This window comes from Microbispora sp. H13382 (assembly GCF_014161445.1).
Lineage (GTDB): Bacteria > Actinomycetota > Actinomycetes > Streptosporangiales > Streptosporangiaceae > Microbispora.
Genome location: NZ_JABBXA010000010.1, coordinates 44328 through 62079, shown reverse-complemented (window position 1 = coordinate 62079; position 17752 = coordinate 44328). Strand labels below are relative to the sequence as shown.

General features: G+C 73.3%; 16 protein-coding genes. 1 reads left to right on the top strand and 15 read right to left on the bottom strand.

Annotation, left to right across the window (positions count from 1 at the left end):
• Positions 1-60: 60 nt before the first annotated feature.
• The 6 genes from HHX41_RS20900 to murQ form a co-directional block, all read right to left on the bottom strand.
• Positions 61-921, bottom strand: coding sequence for a universal stress protein (locus HHX41_RS20900; protein WP_182907338.1), 861 nt, complete (start codon positions 919-921; stop codon positions 61-63).
• Positions 922-1016: 95 nt separating this feature from the next.
• Positions 1017-3179, bottom strand: a complete 2163-nt coding sequence (locus HHX41_RS20895) for an MMPL family transporter (protein ID WP_182907337.1) — start codon at positions 3177-3179, stop codon at positions 1017-1019.
• A 23-nt stretch (positions 3180-3202) separates the two neighbouring features.
• Entirely contained in the window at positions 3203-3751 is a 549-nt protein-coding gene (locus tag HHX41_RS20890; protein ID WP_182907336.1) for a TetR/AcrR family transcriptional regulator, read from the bottom strand.
• A 178-nt stretch (positions 3752-3929) separates the two neighbouring features.
• Positions 3930-4742 (bottom strand): DUF1206 domain-containing protein, encoded by an 813-nt coding sequence (locus tag HHX41_RS20885; RefSeq protein ID WP_182907335.1) that lies wholly within the window; start codon positions 4740-4742, stop codon positions 3930-3932.
• A gap of 81 nt (positions 4743-4823) precedes the next feature.
• A complete protein-coding gene (locus HHX41_RS20880) occupies positions 4824-5849 on the bottom strand; it encodes a serine hydrolase (RefSeq protein ID WP_182907334.1) in 1026 nt (341 codons plus the stop codon).
• A 4-nt stretch (positions 5850-5853) separates the two neighbouring features.
• Positions 5854-6756, bottom strand: a complete 903-nt coding sequence (gene murQ / locus HHX41_RS20875; RefSeq protein ID WP_182907333.1) for an N-acetylmuramic acid 6-phosphate etherase — start codon at positions 6754-6756, stop codon at positions 5854-5856.
• A 29-nt stretch (positions 6757-6785) separates the two neighbouring features.
• On the opposite strand from murQ, the gene HHX41_RS20870 reads away from it, so the two are divergent.
• A complete protein-coding gene (locus HHX41_RS20870; protein WP_182907332.1) occupies positions 6786-7892 on the top strand; it encodes an exo-beta-N-acetylmuramidase NamZ domain-containing protein in 1107 nt (368 codons plus the stop codon).
• A gap of 2 nt (positions 7893-7894) precedes the next feature.
• Here HHX41_RS20870 and HHX41_RS20865 read toward each other — a convergent pair whose 3' ends face one another.
• The 9 genes from HHX41_RS20865 to HHX41_RS20825 form a co-directional block, all read right to left on the bottom strand.
• Positions 7895-8770: a GNAT family N-acetyltransferase gene (locus tag HHX41_RS20865; protein WP_182907331.1), complete on the bottom strand. Its 876-nt coding sequence runs from the start codon at positions 8768-8770 to the stop codon at positions 7895-7897.
• Complete coding sequence (locus tag HHX41_RS20860) at positions 8767-9786, bottom strand: ABC transporter ATP-binding protein (protein ID WP_182907330.1); 1020 nt, start codon at positions 9784-9786, stop codon at positions 8767-8769. Before HHX41_RS20860 ends, HHX41_RS20865 begins: the two co-directional genes overlap by 4 nt.
• Positions 9783-10826 (bottom strand): ABC transporter ATP-binding protein, encoded by a 1044-nt coding sequence (locus HHX41_RS20855; RefSeq protein WP_249350839.1) that lies wholly within the window; start codon positions 10824-10826, stop codon positions 9783-9785. The genes HHX41_RS20860 and HHX41_RS20855 overlap by 4 nt, the downstream gene beginning before the upstream one ends.
• A gap of 5 nt (positions 10827-10831) precedes the next feature.
• Positions 10832-11764: an ABC transporter permease gene (locus HHX41_RS20850; protein WP_249350840.1), complete on the bottom strand. Its 933-nt coding sequence runs from the start codon at positions 11762-11764 to the stop codon at positions 10832-10834.
• Positions 11761-12795 (bottom strand): ABC transporter permease, encoded by a 1035-nt coding sequence (locus HHX41_RS20845; RefSeq protein ID WP_169988355.1) that lies wholly within the window; start codon positions 12793-12795, stop codon positions 11761-11763. The genes HHX41_RS20850 and HHX41_RS20845 overlap by 4 nt, the downstream gene beginning before the upstream one ends.
• Positions 12792-14612: an ABC transporter substrate-binding protein gene (locus tag HHX41_RS20840; RefSeq protein ID WP_182907329.1), complete on the bottom strand. Its 1821-nt coding sequence runs from the start codon at positions 14610-14612 to the stop codon at positions 12792-12794. Before HHX41_RS20840 ends, HHX41_RS20845 begins: the two co-directional genes overlap by 4 nt.
• 149 nt (positions 14613-14761) lie before the next feature.
• Entirely contained in the window at positions 14762-16231 is a 1470-nt protein-coding gene (locus HHX41_RS20835; protein ID WP_182907328.1) for a glycoside hydrolase family 3 protein, read from the bottom strand.
• A gap of 147 nt (positions 16232-16378) precedes the next feature.
• Positions 16379-17383: a BadF/BadG/BcrA/BcrD ATPase family protein gene (locus HHX41_RS20830; protein WP_310742104.1), complete on the bottom strand. Its 1005-nt coding sequence runs from the start codon at positions 17381-17383 to the stop codon at positions 16379-16381.
• A gap of 85 nt (positions 17384-17468) precedes the next feature.
• Positions 17469-17693 carry a hypothetical protein gene (locus tag HHX41_RS20825; RefSeq protein WP_169988362.1) on the bottom strand — a complete coding sequence of 75 codons (225 nt, stop codon included), beginning with the start codon at positions 17691-17693 and terminating at the stop codon, positions 17469-17471.
• Positions 17694-17752 lie beyond the last annotated feature (59 nt).

The window sequence follows — 17752 nt, the reverse complement described above, 5'->3', positions numbered from 1 at the left end:
CCGGCGGCCCGGATCATCCGGGCCGCCGGGGGCGTTTCGCGTGTTCAGCCGGCCAGCTGTTCAGCCGGCCGGCGCCGGCGCGCGGACGACGACCATGGGGCACCTCGCGTAGTGCAGCATGGCCTGGCAGACCGAACCGAGGACCAGGCCGGTGAACTGGCCGTGGCCCCGGGAGCCGATGACGAGCAGGTCGGCGCCCACCGACGCGTGCCGCAGCACCTCCACGGGATGACCCCGGACGACCTCCTCGACGACCTTGACGTCGGGGTAGTGCTCGCGGCGCCCGGCGAGAGCCTCCCTGACCATCCGCACCTCGACCTTCTCGTCGTCGAAGTCGTCCGGCACCGGCGCGAAGCCGCCGCCCGCCTCCAGCGGCCTGTAGGCGTGCACCACCCGCAGGCCCACCCCGCGCAGCGCCGCCTCGGCGAAGGCGAAGTCGAGCACCTTCGCGCAGGCGGGCGATCCGTCGACGCCCACCACGATCTCCGGGCGCGGCGCCGAGGGCACCTCCCGCACGACGACCACGTCGCACGGGGCGCGACCCGTCACGCCGTACGCGACCGAGCCGAGCAGCAGGCCGCGGAAGCCGCCGAGCCCGTGGTTGCCGAGCACCAGGAGATCGGCGTCCGCGGCCGCCTCGACGAGCGCCGGGCGCGGGTCGCCGGCCAGGATCGCGGTGTCGACCTCCACCCCGGGCGCCTCCGCCTGAGCCCGCCCGGTGGCGGCGGCGAGCACGTCGGCGGCGCCGTCGCGCATCCACGCGGCGACTCTCGTGTACCGGCCCTGCGGGGCGGTCGAGCACGCCCAGGCGGGGATGGCGTTGGCGATCCGCAGGGGGACGCCGCGCAGACCGGCCTCCCGGGCCGCCCAAGCCGCCGCCGCGACGCCAGCGGGCGAACCGTCGACACCCACCACGATCATGAAGCCCTCCTTCTCCCGTCCCTCCATCAGACCGCTTACCCTCCGCGGCGTGCGAGCGCCGAAGGTCCCGCCGGGACGGGACCTCCGGCCCCGGGTCACATCACGCCGGCCCGCTCCGGGGATGCGGCGGCGCCGGTGGTCAGGTGGTGGCGCAGGCGTTCGCCCTCGACGTCGAGGTCGGGCAGCGCCCGGTCGAGGGCGCGGGGCAGCCACCAGGCGGCGCGGCCGAGCATGGACATCACGGCGGGGACGAGGGTCATGCGGACGACGAAGGCGTCGATGAGCACACCGATGGCCAGCGCGAAGCCCATCGACTTGATGATCGGGTCGTCCATGAACACGAACCCGCCGAACACGGCCGTCATGATCAGCGCCGCGGCGGTGACGACCCGCGCGTTGTGCCCCATGCCGTTGATCGTGGCCTGGCGGGGAGTGTCGCCGTGCACGTAGTCCTCGCGCATGCGCGAGACCAGGAACACCTCGTAGTCCATGGCCAGGCCGAACAGGATGCCGATGAGCAGGATCGGCAGGAAGCTGACCAGCGGGCCCGGCACGTCCACGCCCAGCAGCCCGGCCAGGTGACCCTCCTGGAAGATCGCCACCGTGATGCCGAAGGTCGAGCCGACGGTGAGCAGGAAGCCCAGCGCCGCCTTGACGGGGACCAGGATCGAGCGGAAGACGAGCATGAGCAGCAGCACCGACAGGCCGACCACGAGCAGCAGGTACACCGGCATGGCGTCGGCGAGCTTGTCGGAGACGTCGATGCCCACGGCCGTCGCCCCGGTGACGGCGATCTCGGCGTTTTCGATCGAGGCCACGTTGGCGCGGATGGCGTGGACGGCGTCCTCGGTAGCCGCGGCGGTGGGCCCGGCCTTGGGGATGATGGTCAGCAGCGCGGTGGTACCCGCGGCGTTGGGCTGCGGCGGGGCCACGGCCAGCACGCCGGGGGTCTGCTGGATCATCTTGGCGGCCTCGCCTGCGGCGGCGGTCGTGGCCGCCGGGTCCGCGGCGGAGACCACGGCGATCAGGCGGGCGTTGAAGCCCTCGCCGAAGCCCTCGCTGGTCAGGTCGTAGGCCTCGCGGGCCGGGGTGCCGGGGGCGGCGGTGCCGGCGTCGGGCAGGGCCAGGCGCAGGTCCTGGGCCGGCAGCGTGAGCGCGCCGAGGCCGATCACGCCGGCCAGCAGGATCGGCACGCGCAGCCGGGTGACGACCCGTCCCCACCTGTAGCCGAAGCCCTCCGCACCCGCGCCCGTGCTCTGACCGGTGCGCTGCTTGCGGGGCAGCACGCGGGCACCGGCGTACGACAGGAAGGCGGGCAGCAGCGTGAGGGCGACCAGGACGGCGACGGCCACGGTGCCGGCGGCGGCCAGGCCCATCACGCTCAGGAACGGGATGCCGACCACCGACAGGCCGGCGAGCGCGATGACCACGGTGGCCCCGGCGAACACGACCGCCGATCCGGCGGTGCCGACCGCCCGGCCCGCGGCCTCCTCCGGCGTCACGCCCTCGGCCAGGAACTGGCGGTAGCGGGAGGTGATGAACAGCGAGTAGTCGATACCGACGGCCAGGCCCAGCATCAGCGCCAGCACGGGCGTGACGGAGGTCAGCTCGACGACGCCGCTGAGCGCGAACAGGCCGCCCATGCCGGCCCCCACGCCGATCAGCGCGTTCAGCAGAGTCATGCCGGCGGCCACCAGCGAGCCGAAGGTGACGATGAGGACCACCGCGGCGATCACGACGCCGATCCCTTCCGACCCGCCGACCTCCGGCGCGCCGTTCAGGATCTCGCCGCCGTGCTCGACCCGCAGCCCCTGCGCGGAGGAGCCGGCCTTCAGGTACGCCGCGCGCTGCGCCTCGGTCACGTCCTGGGCCTCGCGGTCGAACTGCACCTGGATCAGGGCGTGGCGGCCGTCGGCGGAGACGGCGCCGGACTTGAACGGGTCGAGGGCGGCGACGACGCCGGGGACGGCGGCGGCCTCCTCGACCAGCGGCGCGACCGCGGCGGGGTCGAGCTTGCGGCCCTGCGGGGCGGCCACGACGATGGTGCCGGTGGCCCCGCTGGCCTGCGGGAACTCCTTGGCCAGGGCGTCCAGCGCCCGCTGCGACTCGGTGCCGGGCATGGCGAACTTGTCGCCGGTCGGGCCGTGGAAGGCTGCCGCGGCCAGGCCCAGGACCACGAGCAGCAGCAGCCACACGGCGGCCACGCGCCCGCGCCTGCGGAAGGAGAACCGGCCCAGCCGGTACAGCAGGGTTGCCAAAACAGATCTCTTTCTTCTGAAGGTCAGTCGGCCTGCAGACCGAGCGTCCGCAACGCCCCGCGGGTCAGTTCCGCGCGCAGCGTCTCCTCCGGAACCGCGAGCTCGCCGGCGCTGGTCAGGATGATCCCCAGCATCGCCATCCAGGCCCAGACCCGGGCCTCGGGGGCGGCCGAACGGCCGGACAGGGCGTCCGTCAGCCGTTCGATGAAGCCGTCCACGTCCGGCAGTTCCGGCCGGTTGATCAGCGCGTCGACGTCCTGCATGAGGATCTTCACCTGCAGCCGGAAGCGCAGGGACAGGTCGACGAGCGCGGCGACGGCGGCACGGGCGGCCGCCTCACCGTCCAGCCCGGCGAGCCGTGCCTCGAGTTCGGCGACCTGCGACCCGACGGGCGCCAGCAGCTCGGTCAAGATCGCGTCCTTGTTCGTGAAGTGGTAGAGCAAGGACGCCTTGGAGCAGCCGGCGTCCGTGGCGATCTCCTGGAGAGAGGTGCCGCGGAAACCGTGGGCGGCGAACAGCCGCACCGCCGAGTCGAGGATGTCCGCGCGCAGGGTGGTTACGGAACGCGCCATGGGAGACACCCTAGCTGACCGATCGGACAGGATCTGACCGATCGGACAGTGACCGTGTGGGAGAAGACCGAGATCCGAGGGAGTCCGCCCAGGTGAGGCCAGGTCTCATCCGGAGCGGACCGTGGCGGACATCTCAGGTGGAGCAGGTCCACCTGAGACGCCGCCCCGGCGGAGACGCTCACACGCGGTGCCAGCGGGCCTCCGCGAAGCAGTAGGCGGCGAACAGCACCAGGCCGATCGCGACCACGACGAGCAGCCACGGACCGGCCGGGGTGTCGGCGAGCGCCTTGAGCGCGCCGTCGATGCCGGCCGCCTTGTCGGGGTCGTACGTGAGGGCGGCCCGGCCGATCAGGACGCCGGCGGCCAGCGCGATCACGCCGCGGGCGATGTAGCCGGCCTTGCCGAGCTTGGTCACGACGCCGCGGGCACGAGGCCCGGTCACGTGCATGTCCTTCATGAACTTCTCGGTCCAGCCTTCGTAGATCCAGAAGACGCCGAGGGCGATCACACCGAGCGCCATCAGGCCGACCAGGAACTGTCCGCCCGGCAGCTCGAACAGCGCCTTGGTGACGTCCTGCGACTGGCTGTCGGACGAGGAGGCGGCCTTGTTCCGCGTGAGCAGGGCCACCATCGAGAACACGAGGGCCGCGTAGACGACGGCCCTGGCCACGGACTCCACGCGGTCCTTGACGCCGGGACGGCCCCAGACGGCCTCGGAGATCTGCCAGATCGCGAGGGCGGCCAAGCCGACGGCCATGATCCACAGCAGCGTGTCGCCCAAGGGCGCGTCGCGGACGATATGAAGCGCGCTGCTCTTGTCGGCCTCCCCTCCCCCGCCGAAGGCGATCTGGAGGGCGACCAGGCCGATGATCGCGTACAGGACGCCCCGGGCGGCGAACCCTACCTTGGCGAGCTTCTCCAGGACAGGATGGTCGGCCGCTCTCCGGGCCGTGCCTTCCAGCCGCCGGCCCGCCTGATGCGCGGTCGTCATCACGGCTCCTCTCCTTGGGGGGACGGATCGGTCTGCCTGCTGCACCGTCTCCCTACTGACCCGGACGAGGAGGGGCAAACATCAGCCCGCCAGGCGCAGCGCCTCCGCCGCGACGGCGTGCCGCAGGTCGCGGATGCCGGGCCGCCCCCGGAGGGGATGCACGTTGTTGGTGAGCAGCACGACGGTCAGCCGGTGGGCGGGGTCGACGACCAGCGACGTGCCGGTGAAGCCCGAGTGGCCGAACGCGCCCGTGAGCGGCCCGACGATGGCGGGATCGTCGATCCGCACGCCGAGCCCCTGGCGGAACACGGCGCCCGCGACCCCCTGGTCGCGCAGCATCTCGGCGGTCCACTCGGGAGACAGGATCGGGCCGCCGCCGGTGCGCAGCGCCTCGCCGAAGCGCACGAGGTCGGCGGCGGTGGAGAACAGCCCCGCGTGCCCGGCCACGCCGCCCAGCGCGTGGGCGGTCTCGTCGTGCACCTCGCCCCTGACGCACGTGCCGCGCTTGAACTCCGTGGCCACGGCGCGGCCCGGGTCGACCGGCCCGTACGTCGTGGCGCCGAGCCCGAGCGGCCCGGCGACCCGCTCGCGCACGAGCACGTCCAGCGGCGCCCCGCCGGCGGCCTCCGCCACCCGCCCGGCCGTGATCATGCCGACGTCCGAGTACAGGTGCGTGCCCGGCGGCCCCTGAACCGGGGTGGACAGGACGAGGTCCCAGCGGGTCTCCTCCGGCTCCTTCTCCACCCGGCGGCTCGCGGGCAGGCCCGCCGAATGCGTCAGCAGGTGCCGGACGGTGATCCCGGGCCGGTGCCCGTAGAACCGGGGCAGCCGTGCGGCCACCGGCTCGTCGAGGTCGAGCGCGCCCTCCTGGGCCAGCGAGACCAGCACCGCGGCGGTGAACATCTTGGTCAGGGAGGCGATGTCGAAGAGCGCGTCCACCGCCACGGGCGGCCGCTCCGCCAGCAGGCCCCCGGACGGATCGGCATACCGCACGGCCTCCCCCACGGCGGCCCCGGCGACCGTGCGCCCGTCCAGAGCGATCACGGCGACCGCCGCCGAGGCGACCTCGGGCACCGCGGCCCGCAGGACGTCTTCGAGCGCGGACACCCCGTCAGGCACTGTGCAGGGCCGGGCCGAGGCGGTTGCCGTGCGCCGCGAGCAGCGCCCGGGCGTCGTCGGCGCCCACGCCGCGCTCGATCATCACGACGGCCGTCTTCACGTCCCGCCCGGCGTTCTCCAGGACCTCCCGGGCCCGCGGCACCTGCGTGCCGGTGATGTCGGAGACGATGCGGGCCGCCCGGTCGACCAGCTTGGAGTTGCTGGCCACGACGTCGACCATGAAGTTCCCGTACGTCCGGCCCGACCTGATCATCGTGATCGTGGAGATCATGTTGAGGACCAGCTTCTGGGCCGTGCCGGCCTTCAGCCGCGTCGAGCCGGTGACCACCTCGGGTCCCACGATGACCTCGACGGCGTGGTCGGCCGCCCGCGCGAGCGGGGTGCCGGTGTTACAGGCCAGGCCCACGGTCAGCGCGCCGAGCCGCCGGGCCTGCTCGACCGCCGCGACGACGTACGGCGCGCGCCCGCTGGCGGAGATGCCCACGACGGAGTCGCGAGGGCCGACGGCCTTGCCCCGGATGACGGCGGCGCCCGCCTCGGCGTCGTCCTCGGCGCCCTCGACCGACCGCACCAGCGCGGCCTCGCCGCCCGCGATGATGCCCTGGACCAGGTCGGGGTGCGTGCCGAAGGTCGGCGGGCACTCGGATGCGTCGAGCACCGCGAGCCGCCCGGAGGTGCCCGCGCCCACGTAGAGGAGCCTGCCCCCGTCGGCCATCCGCGCGGCGATCGCGTCGACGGCCGCGGAGATCGCCGGGACGGCCCGGCCCACCGCGGCGGGGACGGCGGCGTCGGCGGCGTTCATGAGCCGCGCGATCTCCTCCGTCGGCAACGTGTCGATTTCGCTGAAGCGGGGATCGCTCTGTTCGGTGGCGAGAGCGGCGAGTGATTGGGTCATGGTCATGGTTCCTCGGCTCGGAGTGCTTCGTGGATCGCGTGCGTACGGGACTTGAGCTGCTGGTGAGCGCGCCGAAAGCCGTGCGGGGGCGGGTGGGCCTCGTCACCAACCCCACCGGAGTCCTGCCCGATCTGACCGCCGCCGCACCGGCCCTGCTGGCCGCCGGGGTGCCCGTGACCACGCTGTTCAGCCCCGAGCACGGCCTGCGCGGCACGGCCCAGGCGGGCGGCGGCGAGGGCGACGCCGTCGACCCGGTCACCGGTCTTCCCGTGCTCGACACCTACCAGCGGTCGGGCGGCGACCTGGACGCGCTCGTCGCGTCGTCCGGGGTGGAGGCGCTCGTCTTCGACCTGTGCGACGTGGGCGCGCGTTTCTACACCTACGTCTGGACGATGTACGACCTGATGGGCTCGGCGGCCCGGCTCGGGCTGCGGTTCACCGTGCTCGACCGGCCCAACCCGATCGGCGGCGCGGTGGCCGAGGGCCCGGTGCTCGACCCGGCCTTCGCGAGCTTCGTCGGCCGCGCCGCCCTGCCCGTACGGCACGGCCTCACGCCCGGCGAGATCGCGTCGACCGTCAACCGCGCGCTCGGCGCCGAGCTGGAGGTCGTGCCGATGGAGGGCTGGCGCAGGGAGTGGCAGTTCGACCGCACCGGGCTGCCCTGGGTGATGCCGTCGGCCAACATGCCGACCCTCGACACCGCCCTGGTCTATCCCGGCACCGGGCTGCTGGAGGGTGTGAACGCGGCCGAGGGCCGTGGCACGACCCGGCCGTTCGAGCTGGTCGGCGCGCCGTACGCGGACGGCCGGTTCGCCGCGGCGCTGAACGATGCCGGCCTGCCCGGCGTGCGCTTCCGCGACACGTGGTTCACCCCGACGTTCGGCAGGCACGCGGGCGTCGTGGTGCGCGGCGCGCAGCTGCACGTGACCGACCGGCGGGCCTTCCTGCCGGTGCTCACGGGCGTGTCCGTCCTGCACGCGCTGCGCACCCTCTATCCGGGCGAGTTCCGCTGCGAGCCGTTCCTCGACCTGCTGTGGGGCTCGGCGTCGCTGCGCGAGCACCTGGAGGCGGGCCGCGACCCCCGGGAGCTGTGCCCCCCGCCGGGCCCGCCCCGAGGCGAACTGCTGTACGGCTGACATCAGTCCAGCGCGCGGCGGTAGAGCCAGAAGACCCGCTCGGCGCGGGCGCCCACCGCCCGGGAGTAGAAGCGGAGCGGGCCGACCCAGCCGATCTGCGTGGAGGTCTGCCCCGCCGCGGCCTGGTCGGCGAGGCAGCGGCGCAGCAGCACCCGGCCCACGCCGAGCCCGCGGGCGGCCTCGGCCGTGCCCATCGGGCCGAACCACAGCGGCCGGGCGCCCCAGGCGGCGAAGCCGAGGATCTCCCCGTCGCGCTCGGCCCCGTCGCGGAAGGCATAGTGCAGGCCGGTCGCCTGCTCGGCCTCCCAGGCCCACTTGTCGTTCCACTGCTCGCGCACGAACGCCGCGATCCTCGCGCGGTCGGCGGCGGCCGCGACCGTGACCCCGGCGGCGGCGAGCTTCACCAGGTCGGCCTCGTGCTCGGCCTCGTCGTAGCGGGCCGGCAGGCGGGCCGTCATGTTCCAGGCGACGCGATACTGCTCGTACCCCAGGCGCTCGGCCAGGCAGGCCGCCGGGGTGTAGCGCACGTCGATGCCGGGCCAGGCGTAGCAGGGCGGGTTGCCGGCGAACCTCGACTCGGCGGCGCCGTGCGCCCGCATCCACTCCTCGGCCGCGCCGACCAGCGTCCGCCCGATCCCCCGGCCCTGGGCGGCGGGGTCCACGGCGATCAGGTCGACGTGGCCCGCGCCGTCCGCGCCGATCGAGGTGAATACCACTCCCTCGCGGCCCGGCGTGGCCAGGACGGTCCACCGGCGCTCCGGCGGCGGGGCGGCCAGCCGCCGGACGACCAGCGGGGCGTCCGCGGCGTCCGCCCAGAGAGCGGCGGCCGCGACATCCGCCACGCGGTCGTCGACGGCTACGGGGGCGATGTGCGTCACTCGCCCACCCCCACCGGGATCACGCCGCGCCGCTCGGGATGGAAGCAGGCGTGCTCCTGCTCGGTCTCCGTTCCGGGCCCGCCGTCGCGGCCCAGCACGGGCATCTCGCTCTCGCAGCGTTCGGTGCTGAACGGGCAGCGCCGCGCGAACAGGCACCCGCCGTCGGGCAGCCCCTCCCGCTGCATCTCCCGCGGCACGACCCGCTCCGCGCCCGGCCGTTCCAGGCCGTGCAGCACCGGGATCGCCGACAGCAGCGACTGCGTGTACGGGTGGACCGGGTCTGCGATGATCTTCTCGGTGGCGCCCCGCTCGACGACCTGGCCGCGGTAGAGCACGTACAGCTCGCCGTCGTCGCCGACGTAGCGGGCGGTGGCGATGTCGTGGGTGATGAACAGCACGCCCACGCCGAGCCGCTCGCGCAGGTCCTTCAGCAGCGCGAGGATGCCGAGGCGCAGCGACACGTCGATCATCGAGACGGCCTCGTCGGCGACGAGGACCTCGGGGTCCATGGTGAGCGCGCGGGCGATCACCACGCGCTGGCGCATGCCGCCCGACAGCTGGTGGGGGTAGCGCGGGAGCACGTAGCCGGGGTCGATGCCGACCATCGCCAGCAGTTCCTCGGCCCGCCCGTCGACCCACGACCTCGGGCGGCCCGTCTGCTTGGCACGCAGCCGCAGCGGCGCCTCCAGCGTCTGGTGGATCGTCCGGGTGGGGTTCAGCGCCGAGTAGGGGTCCTGGTGGATGAGCTGGACCCGGCGGAAGTACGGCTGCCGCGCGCGGTGGCTCAGCGGCGACATCGGCACGCCGTCGATGACGATCTCACCGGCGTCGTGGGTCTCCAGCCCGGCGATGATCCGGCCGAGGGTGGTCTTGCCGCTGCCCGACTCGCCGATGAACGAGGCGGCGCCGCCCTTGGCGATGGCGAAGTCCACGCCGCGCAGCGCGGGCACCTCGCGGGCGCCGAGCACCCCGCCGCGCTGCTTGAAGATCTTGGTGATCCCGGTTCCCGTGATCACACGAACTCCTTCCGCTTGACCAGCGTGAGGTGGCGGTCGGTGGCGTGGCAGGCGACGGTGCGGCCGTCCCGGTTGACGGACATCGGCTCGTCGGTCTCGCACACATCCATGCGCCGCTCGCAGCGCTCGCGGAACACGCAGCCCTGCTTGGGCAGCGTCCCGAGCGTCGGCGGGCGGCCGGGCAGCGCCCGTGCCAGCGACAGGTCGCCCGTCAGGCGCGGGATCGCCCTGATCAGTCCCTGCGTGTACGGGTGTCGGGCGTCGCCGAGCACCTCGGTCACCGGGCCGTGCTCGACCACGCGTCCGCCGTACATGACGGCGAGGCTGTCGGCGACCTCGGCGACGGCGCCCACGTCGTGCGTGATCACCAGCGTGGTGAGCGCCCGCTCCTCGTGGACCTCGCGGATGATCCGCAGGATCGTGGCCTGCGTGATCATGTCGAGGGCGGTGGTCGGCTCGTCCAGAACGACGACTTTGGCGTTCAGGACGAGCGCGAGCATGATGCCGACCCGCTGGCGCATGCCGCCCGACAGCTCGTGCTGGTAGGAGTCGAGCACCCGGGCGCCGTCCATGCCCATGCGGGCGAGCAGGTCTTTGGCGTCCCGCACCAGCGCCCGCAGGTCCTCCACGTCGTGGGAGCGGCCGAGGTCGAGCAGCTGCTTGCCGATGGTCTTGAGCGGGTTCAGCGAGTTCTGCGCGGCCTGGAAGACGTACCCGACCTGGCGGCCGCGGGCGCGGCGCAGGTCCTCGCCCCGCAGCGTCAGCACGTCGCCGAGGCCGTCGATCTCGACGCTGCCCGCCGCGATCCTGCCGGGCGGCTGCACCGCGTTGAGCAGGGAGAGCGCGAGTGTCGACTTGCCCGAGCCCGACTCGCCGACGACGCCGGTGATCGTGCCGGGGGCGAGGGCGATGTCGACGCCGCGTACGGCGGGCAGTTCGCCCGACGGCGTCTTGTAGACGACCGTGAGGTCTCGGATCCGGACCCCCGGTGCTTCCATGTCACGTGCCGCCATGTGAGGTGCGGCCGTGTGAGCGGTCATAGGGGCTACTCCTCCCGCAACCGGGGGTTGAAGATCTCGTCCATCGCGTCCACGATCAGCACGATGCCCAGGGTGAGCAGCAGGATCGCGATCAGCGGGGCCATCAGGTACGGGAGCGCGGCCGGGGTGGTGAGCGCCCCGCCGTTGAAGACCGCGAGGTTCAGCATCACGCCCCAGTTGCTCGACTCGAACGGCAGCACGCCGAGGAAGAACAGGCCCACCTGGGCGTACACCGCGCCGGTGACGGCGATGAGCATGTTCATCGCGATGTACGGCGCCATGCTCGGCAGCAGTTCGCGGCCGATGATGTGCCGCGTCGGCAGGCCGAGGCCGCGGGCCGCCTCGATGAAGCCGCGCTCGCGCAGCGACAGCGTCTGCGACCGCACGGCGCGGGCGATGCCGCCCCAGCCGAGCACTCCGAGCACCAGGCCCATCTCCAGTGGGCTCTCGAACTTCCACACCGTGGACAGCACGAGCAGCAGCGGCAGGCCGGGGATCGCGAGGTTCATGTCGGTCAGCCGCATGAGCAGCGTGTCCCACCGGCCGCGGTGGAAGCCCGCGACCAGCCCGATGAGCGTGCCGAGCGCGACCGTGATGACGGCCGTGGCCAGGCCGGTCAGCAGCACGTAGCGCGCGCCGGTGACGACCAGCGCGAGCACGTCGGTGCCCTCGAAGTCGGTGCCGAAGGGGTGGGCCAGGCTGGGCGGCGCGTACAGCGCGTCGTCGTCGCGCGGCAGCTGGGCGGGGTAGAGCAGCGGCCCGGCCACGCCCATGAGCGCGAACAGGGCGACGATGACCACACCCGCCATGCGGCTGGGCTTGCGCCGCAGCACCCGCCACACCCCGCGCCAGAAGTTGCGCCGCAGCGTGGCCCGGGTGGTCCCGGGTGGCCCGGCCTCGGGACTCATCGCCCCTTCCGGGCTGACGATGACGGTCATGCCGCGCCTCCGCTCCTGACCCGCGGGTCGATCACCGTGTACAGCAGGTCGGCGGCGATGTTGGCGACGACGATGCCCACCGTGATCACCAGGAAGGTGCCGCCCATCAGGGCGTAGTCGCGGCTGCTGATGCTGTTGACGAGCAGCAGGCCGAGGCCCGGGTAGTTGAAGATCTGCTCGATGAAGATCGAGCCGCCGAACAGCATGCCGATCGACAGGGCGAGGATCGTGAACAGCGGCAGGATCGCGTTGCGCGCGAGATACCGGAACACGAAGCCGCGCCGCAGGCCGCGCAGCTCGGCCGCGAGGATGAAGTCGTCGCCGAGCACGGCGACCACGTTGGACTTCATCGCGAGGATCCATCCGCCGTAGCTGGCCAACGTGTACGTGACGACCGGCAGCACGGCGTGGTGGACCAGCGAGCCGATGTAGCCGGCGTTGAACCCGGGGACGAACTCGACGTCCACCGGCCCGCCCGACGGCATGATCGGCCACAGCGTGGCGAAGATCGCGGTGAGCAGCAGGCCGATGACGTACACGGGCACGCCGTGCAGCAGCGAGCCGGACAGCGCGAGCATGTCGCCGAGCTTGCCGGACCGCTTGATCGCGGCGTAGACGCCCATGGTGACGCCGAGCAGGAAGCTCAGCAGCGTGCCGGCGAGCACCGGCAGCACGGTCCACCGGGCCGCGTGGCCGATGAGCGTGGTCACCTCCACGCCGGGCGTGCTGAGCGAACGCCCGAGGTCGAGGTGGAGCAGCGAGCCCATGTAGCCGACGTACTGCTCCCACAGGTTGCCGGTGGGCAGGAAGCCGTACAGGACGGCCGTGGCCCGCTCGGCCTGCTCGGGCGACATGCCCTTCTGGATCAGGCTCTCGTACTGCCCCAGCACGGGGTTGCCGGGGATCTCCCGGATGATGACGAAGCTGATCGTGGCGACGACCCAGATCATCGCCAGGCCGCGGACCAGATGGCCGCCGACCTTCCTGGCGATGGCGCCCACCCGGGGACGCCCCGGGACCGCGTGCGTCATGCCTGCCCCTTCTCCGCTTTCCTGATCATCCCGAGCTGCATCCACACGCCGGACGACAGCCGCAGGGACTCGTCGTCGTCGGGCGGGAACGCCGTGTACCGGGAGGTGTTCACGAACTGGGTGTTCACGTAGTCCCACAGCTGGACGACCGGAAGCTGCTCGTTGGCGACCTTGGCCAGGACGCCGACGATGCGCTTCTGCTCGTCCTGGGACGCGAAGTTCAGCCTGCTGGTCAGGTCGCCGGGGTCGACCGTGCCGGCGGTGCCGGCGTCGACCTTCTCCGGCCCGCCCATCCAGTTGCCCTCGGTGCCCGGCGCGACGTGCCGCAGCCGGCCGCCGAACATCTGCCAGCCGTTCGCCTGCCCGAACAGCCGCTGGAAGATGTTGTACGGCGAGGGGCCGAGGCCGATCAGCCAGAACCCGAGGTCGTACTTGCCTTCGGCCAGCTCTCCAAGATAGAGCGTGTAGTCGGCCGCGGTGACCACGCTCGCGTCGATGCCGTGGTCGCTGAGCTGGCTGCTGATCGACTTGCCCGCGGCGACCCAGTCGGAGAACGACGCGGGCACGTGGATGCGGACCTTCCACGGGCTGCCGTCCGGCATGGCCCACCGGCCGCCCCGCTTGGTCATGCCCGCCGCCTTCAGCTCGGCGTCGGCCTTGGCGGAGTCGACCCGGTACCGCTCCAGGGTGTCGAACGCGTCGCCGAGCCAGGCACGGGCCGCCTTGGCGTGGATGCCCGAGGTGGTGGCGGCGGGAGTGCCGCCCTCCGGCGAGGCGATCTTCGTGACCTGGGCGCGGTCGATCAGGTAGGCCATCGCCCGCCGCACGTGCACGTTGTCGTACGGCTTGTGCGACTGGTTGAACGCGAGGGACACGGCCACCGGCGAGTAGCCCTTGACCACCTTGCTGCCCCCGGCGTCGCGGATCCGCTCCATGACGGCGGTGGGCACGGAGGTGAAGGGGGCGTTGTCCAGCCGGCCGGCGATCAGGTAGTTCCAGATCTGCTCGTTGCCGGTGTAGTTCAGGATCTTCACCTTGGCCGGCGCGATGTTCTGCCGGGCGTAGAAGTAGGGGTTGCGCTTGAGCAGCGCCGCACCCGGGTTCACCCGCTCCAGCACGAACGGCCCGGCCGACACGTCGTGGCCGGGGTCGAAGGCGATGACCTTCTCCGCCAGGCCGGTGATCTGGTTCTTCGCCTTCTCGGCCGCCGCGCCCTGGCCGTGCTGGGCGACCTTGAGCGTCTGCCAGAAGTCGGCCGGCAGCAGCTTCCCGAACACGTGCGCGGGCACGACCACGGTCGACAGCAGGTTGGCGAGGAACGTCGAGCTGCGGTTGGCGCCCTGGGTCACCCGGACCGTCTTGGGGTCGACGACCTGGATGTCGGCGGCGGCGCCCGCCGCCTTCGGGTCGAGCGCGTAGGCCGTGCCGCCCTGGGTGTAGGCGAGACCGATCGAGACGCGCACGTCCTCGCTGGTCACCGGCTTGCCGTCGGACCACCTGGCGTCCGGCTGCAGGTGGATGACGACCTCCGACCGGTCCGGGGACATGCTCCAGCTCCTGGCGATGGCCGGGTAGAACTGGTTGGGATCGGTGGGGTCGTTCTTGGGCCACGCCAGCGCCATGCCGTTGTATCCCGAGAAGACCGATCCGACGGGGTTGAACGGGTTGATCGGCGCGCTTGCGTTGATCTGCTTGCTGCCGTCGATCGTGGTGTACACGCCGCCGCCCTGTTGGGCGGTGTCCGTCGTACCGGTAGTGCCGCAGGCGGTGGCTGTGACGATCGACGCCAGAGCCACGATCGCCGCGAGTCGCTTCATGGGCTGCTCCTGGTTCCCGATTGCCTGGACAATACGGGCGCCCTCGCGACGCCGTCAATTTTTTCCACGGGCAGACGCGTCGGTGGAGTTAATTTTTACCCGAGCCTGCTACCTGGGAATATGTCCTGTTCCAGGGGCCGGCAGGCGGGTCAGACGGCTCCGGCGAGCCAGCGGGCCGCCGCCCGCGCGGAGGCCGTGGAGCTGCCGTGGGTGGCGAGGTACAGCCGCCCGGCGGGCGGCCCCGGCACCCCGGTCTCCACCACGATCGCGTCCGGGCGGGCCCGCAGCGCCTCCTCCAGGAGCCGCCGCATCCAGGCGTGCCGCACGGCGTCGTGGACGGCGATCACGAGCGGGCCCCCGGTGTCGCGCAGATCCGGCAGCCGCCCGTCGTCATGCACCTGCGCCGTCACGGTCCCGGGCAGGAGCTCGCCGAGCGCCTCCCCCAGGGTGAGAGGGGTCGCCCGGCCGACGGCCTGACTGGGGCGCGCCGCCATGTGCACCACCAGCGGCGCCCGCGTGAGCGGCCCCGGAGGCTCCGCGGGGGTCGCGCGCAGCGCCGCCGTCGCCGCCGCCAGGCCGAGGCCCTCGTCGGCGTCGCGGGCCACCGCCTTCCTGGCCTCCGCCTGCGCGTCGTACCACGCGGCCAGGTCCCGCACCCGGCCCGCCGCCTCGGCCAGGCGCTCCTCCGCCAGCCGGCCCTCGCGGACCGCGCCGGTGATCGCGTCGCGCAGCGCGTACACGCTCTCCCCCCTGGCCGAGGACACCCCGACGCAGATCGCGTCGGCCCCGGCGGCCAGCGCGCGGACCGCGATCTCGCCGGGCGGGTGCAGGGCGGCGACCGCCCGCATCTCGATCGCGTCGGTCACCACGAGCCCCTCGAACCCCAGTTCCTCCCGCAGCAGGCCGGTCAGCACCGCCCGGCTCAGCGTCGCGGGGAGCGCGTCGACGGCGGGGACGAGCAGGTGCCCGCACATCACGGCGCGCACCCCGGCCGCGATCGCGGCCCGGAACGGCGGCAGGTCGCGCCGTTCTATCACCTCACGGGAGGCACGTACGGCGGGCAGTGCCAGGTGGGAGTCGGTCACGGTGTCACCGTGACCGGGGAAGTGCTTGGCGCAGGCGGCCACCCCGGCGCTCTGCAGTCCCTCGATCCAGGCGGCGCCGTGGCGGCCGACCTCGTCGGGGTCGGAGCCGAAGGAACGCACGCCGATGACGGGGTTACGGGGGTCGGCGTTGACGTCCACCACGGGGGCGTAGTCGAGGGTGACGCCGGCGGCGGCGACCATCCGGCCGATCTGCCGCGCCACCCGGCGGGTCAGCGCCTCGTCGCCGGCGACGCCCAGCGCCATGTTGCCCGGCCACGAACTGCCGCCGGCGGCCTCCAGACGGGTGACGGAACCGCCCTCCTCGTCCACCGCGACGACCACGTCCGGCCGCTCCCGGCGCAGCCCCGCGGCCAGGGCGGCCGTCCCCTCCAGGCCGGCGACGTTGCGGGCGAACAGGACCACGCCGCCGAGGCCCTCCGCGAGCGCCCGCCGCAGCCACGCGGGCGGCTCCGTGCCCTCGAACCCGGGCTGGAGCACCGCCATCGCCATCCGGTCCAGCTCGCCCTCACTCATGCCGCCTCCCCGTCCGGCGGCTCGGCGTCAGGTCGTGCCGGAGGCGTGCAGGCGGTGTTTCTTGATCCACTCGTTTCGCTCGCACAGTGCGTACCGACTCGCTCGCTCCGCTCGCACAGTGCCTACTGACTCGCTCGCTCCGCTCGCTCATGCGCCCCCCTGCCCGATCAGCGCGCGGTGCGCCTCGGCGGCGCGGGGGTCGCCGGGCAGGGCCGCCCGCACCGCGAGCGCGGCGGCGCCCGCCGCGGCGTCCCGGGCTCGCACCAGCGTGGCCCGCCTGCCCAGCTCGGCCCTGACCAGGTGGGCGAGCTCGGTCGGCTCGGTCAGCAGCGACCCCGCGAGCACCAGCGGCCCTCCGCCTCCCGCCGCCCGTGCTCCCCTGTCGTGGGCGGCCTCCCCGGTGACGACCCGTGCCGTACGGCACAGCCTGCGGGCCGCCTCGGCGACGACGCCGCGGGCCACCTCGTCGCCCTCGCGGGCGGCGGTGTCCACCACGGGCGCGAGCGTGCCGAGCCAGGCGGGACCGCGCTCGGCCACCCGCGCGTACACGACCGAGACCAAGGCCTGGGCGAGCGCGGGCCCGTCGTCCTCGCCGGCCGCCCCGGCGCCCAGGACGGCCTCGGCCACCCGGGCGACCAGCACGGTGGACGCGCCCCGGCCGTCGATCGCGTTCAGCGCCGCGGCGGCGGCCCGGCGGCCCAGCCACACGCCCGAACCCTCGTCGCCCAGGAGCCAGCCGAGGCCGTCGGCCCGCCGCACGACCCGGCGGTCGCGGACACGCGCGCCGATCGCGCCGGTGCCGGCCACCAGGACCGCGCCGTCCGGCTCGTCGGTGGCGCCGGTGAAGGCGACGAGCACGTCGGCGACCACCGCCGGCCGCCCGGCGAGCCCGGCCTCCCGCCAGGCCCGCTCCGCCGGCTCCGCCGCGCGGGCCGCCCCGGCCAGGCCGAACACGCCGCCCGCGACCCGCGCGCGGTCCAGGCCCTCCAGCGCGCCGAGCAGCGCGGCGCGCAGATTGGCCGCCGGATCGGGGACCGAGATCGCGTTGGCGCCGCCGGCCAGTCCACGCCCGGCGATCTCGCCCGATTCCGTGACCACGACGCAGCGCGTACTGGTGCCTCCCCCGTCCACACCGACGAACAGAGCCCCCACGGCCGCTCCTTTGTAGGCACTTTCCATCAACCTACAAGGCGATGGAAATCTTCTACAACGGCCGTCGGTAGGGCGGGAGACCCGATTATTTCCCGCTGTCGGTGAGATCGACGAGCGCGGTGGCCGCCCGGAAGAACTTGTTGCGGCCGAGGTCTCCGACGGTCTTGATGTGGAAGGCCTTCTTCAGCAGCTCCGCGTCCTCCGCGCTCACCCCGGCCAGCGCATCCACCGGCGCCTTGAGGAGCTCGTCCAGGGTCTTGTCCTCGTACTCGCGGTCGAGCAGCTTCGCCAGGTCCGCCGATACAGCCATGGTTCCCCCCATCGAACACGCCCCCGATACCTCTTGAAGTGCCCAAACGGCCCAATTCC

Coding starts and splice junctions, on each gene's coding strand:
- HHX41_RS20900 (WP_182907338.1), bottom strand. CDS start 921: ATGATCGTGGTGGGTGTCGACGGTTCGCCCGCTGGCGTCGCGGCGGCG.
- HHX41_RS20890 (WP_182907336.1), bottom strand. CDS start 3,751: ATGGCGCGTTCCGTAACCACCCTGCGCGCGGACATCCTCGACTCGGCG.
- HHX41_RS20885 (WP_182907335.1), bottom strand. CDS start 4,742: ATGACGACCGCGCATCAGGCGGGCCGGCGGCTGGAAGGCACGGCCCGG.
- murQ (WP_182907333.1), bottom strand. CDS start 6,756: ATGACCCAATCACTCGCCGCTCTCGCCACCGAACAGAGCGATCCCCGC.
- HHX41_RS20855 (WP_249350839.1), bottom strand. CDS start 10,826: ATGACCGCTCACACGGCCGCACCTCACATGGCGGCACGTGACATGGAA.
- HHX41_RS20850 (WP_249350840.1), bottom strand. CDS start 11,764: ATGACCGTCATCGTCAGCCCGGAAGGGGCGATGAGTCCCGAGGCCGGG.
- HHX41_RS20845 (WP_169988355.1), bottom strand. CDS start 12,795: ATGACGCACGCGGTCCCGGGGCGTCCCCGGGTGGGCGCCATCGCCAGG.
- HHX41_RS20840 (WP_182907329.1), bottom strand. CDS start 14,612: ATGAAGCGACTCGCGGCGATCGTGGCTCTGGCGTCGATCGTCACAGCC.
- HHX41_RS20835 (WP_182907328.1), bottom strand. CDS start 16,231: ATGAGTGAGGGCGAGCTGGACCGGATGGCGATGGCGGTGCTCCAGCCC.
- HHX41_RS20825 (WP_169988362.1), bottom strand. CDS start 17,693: ATGGCTGTATCGGCGGACCTGGCGAAGCTGCTCGACCGCGAGTACGAG.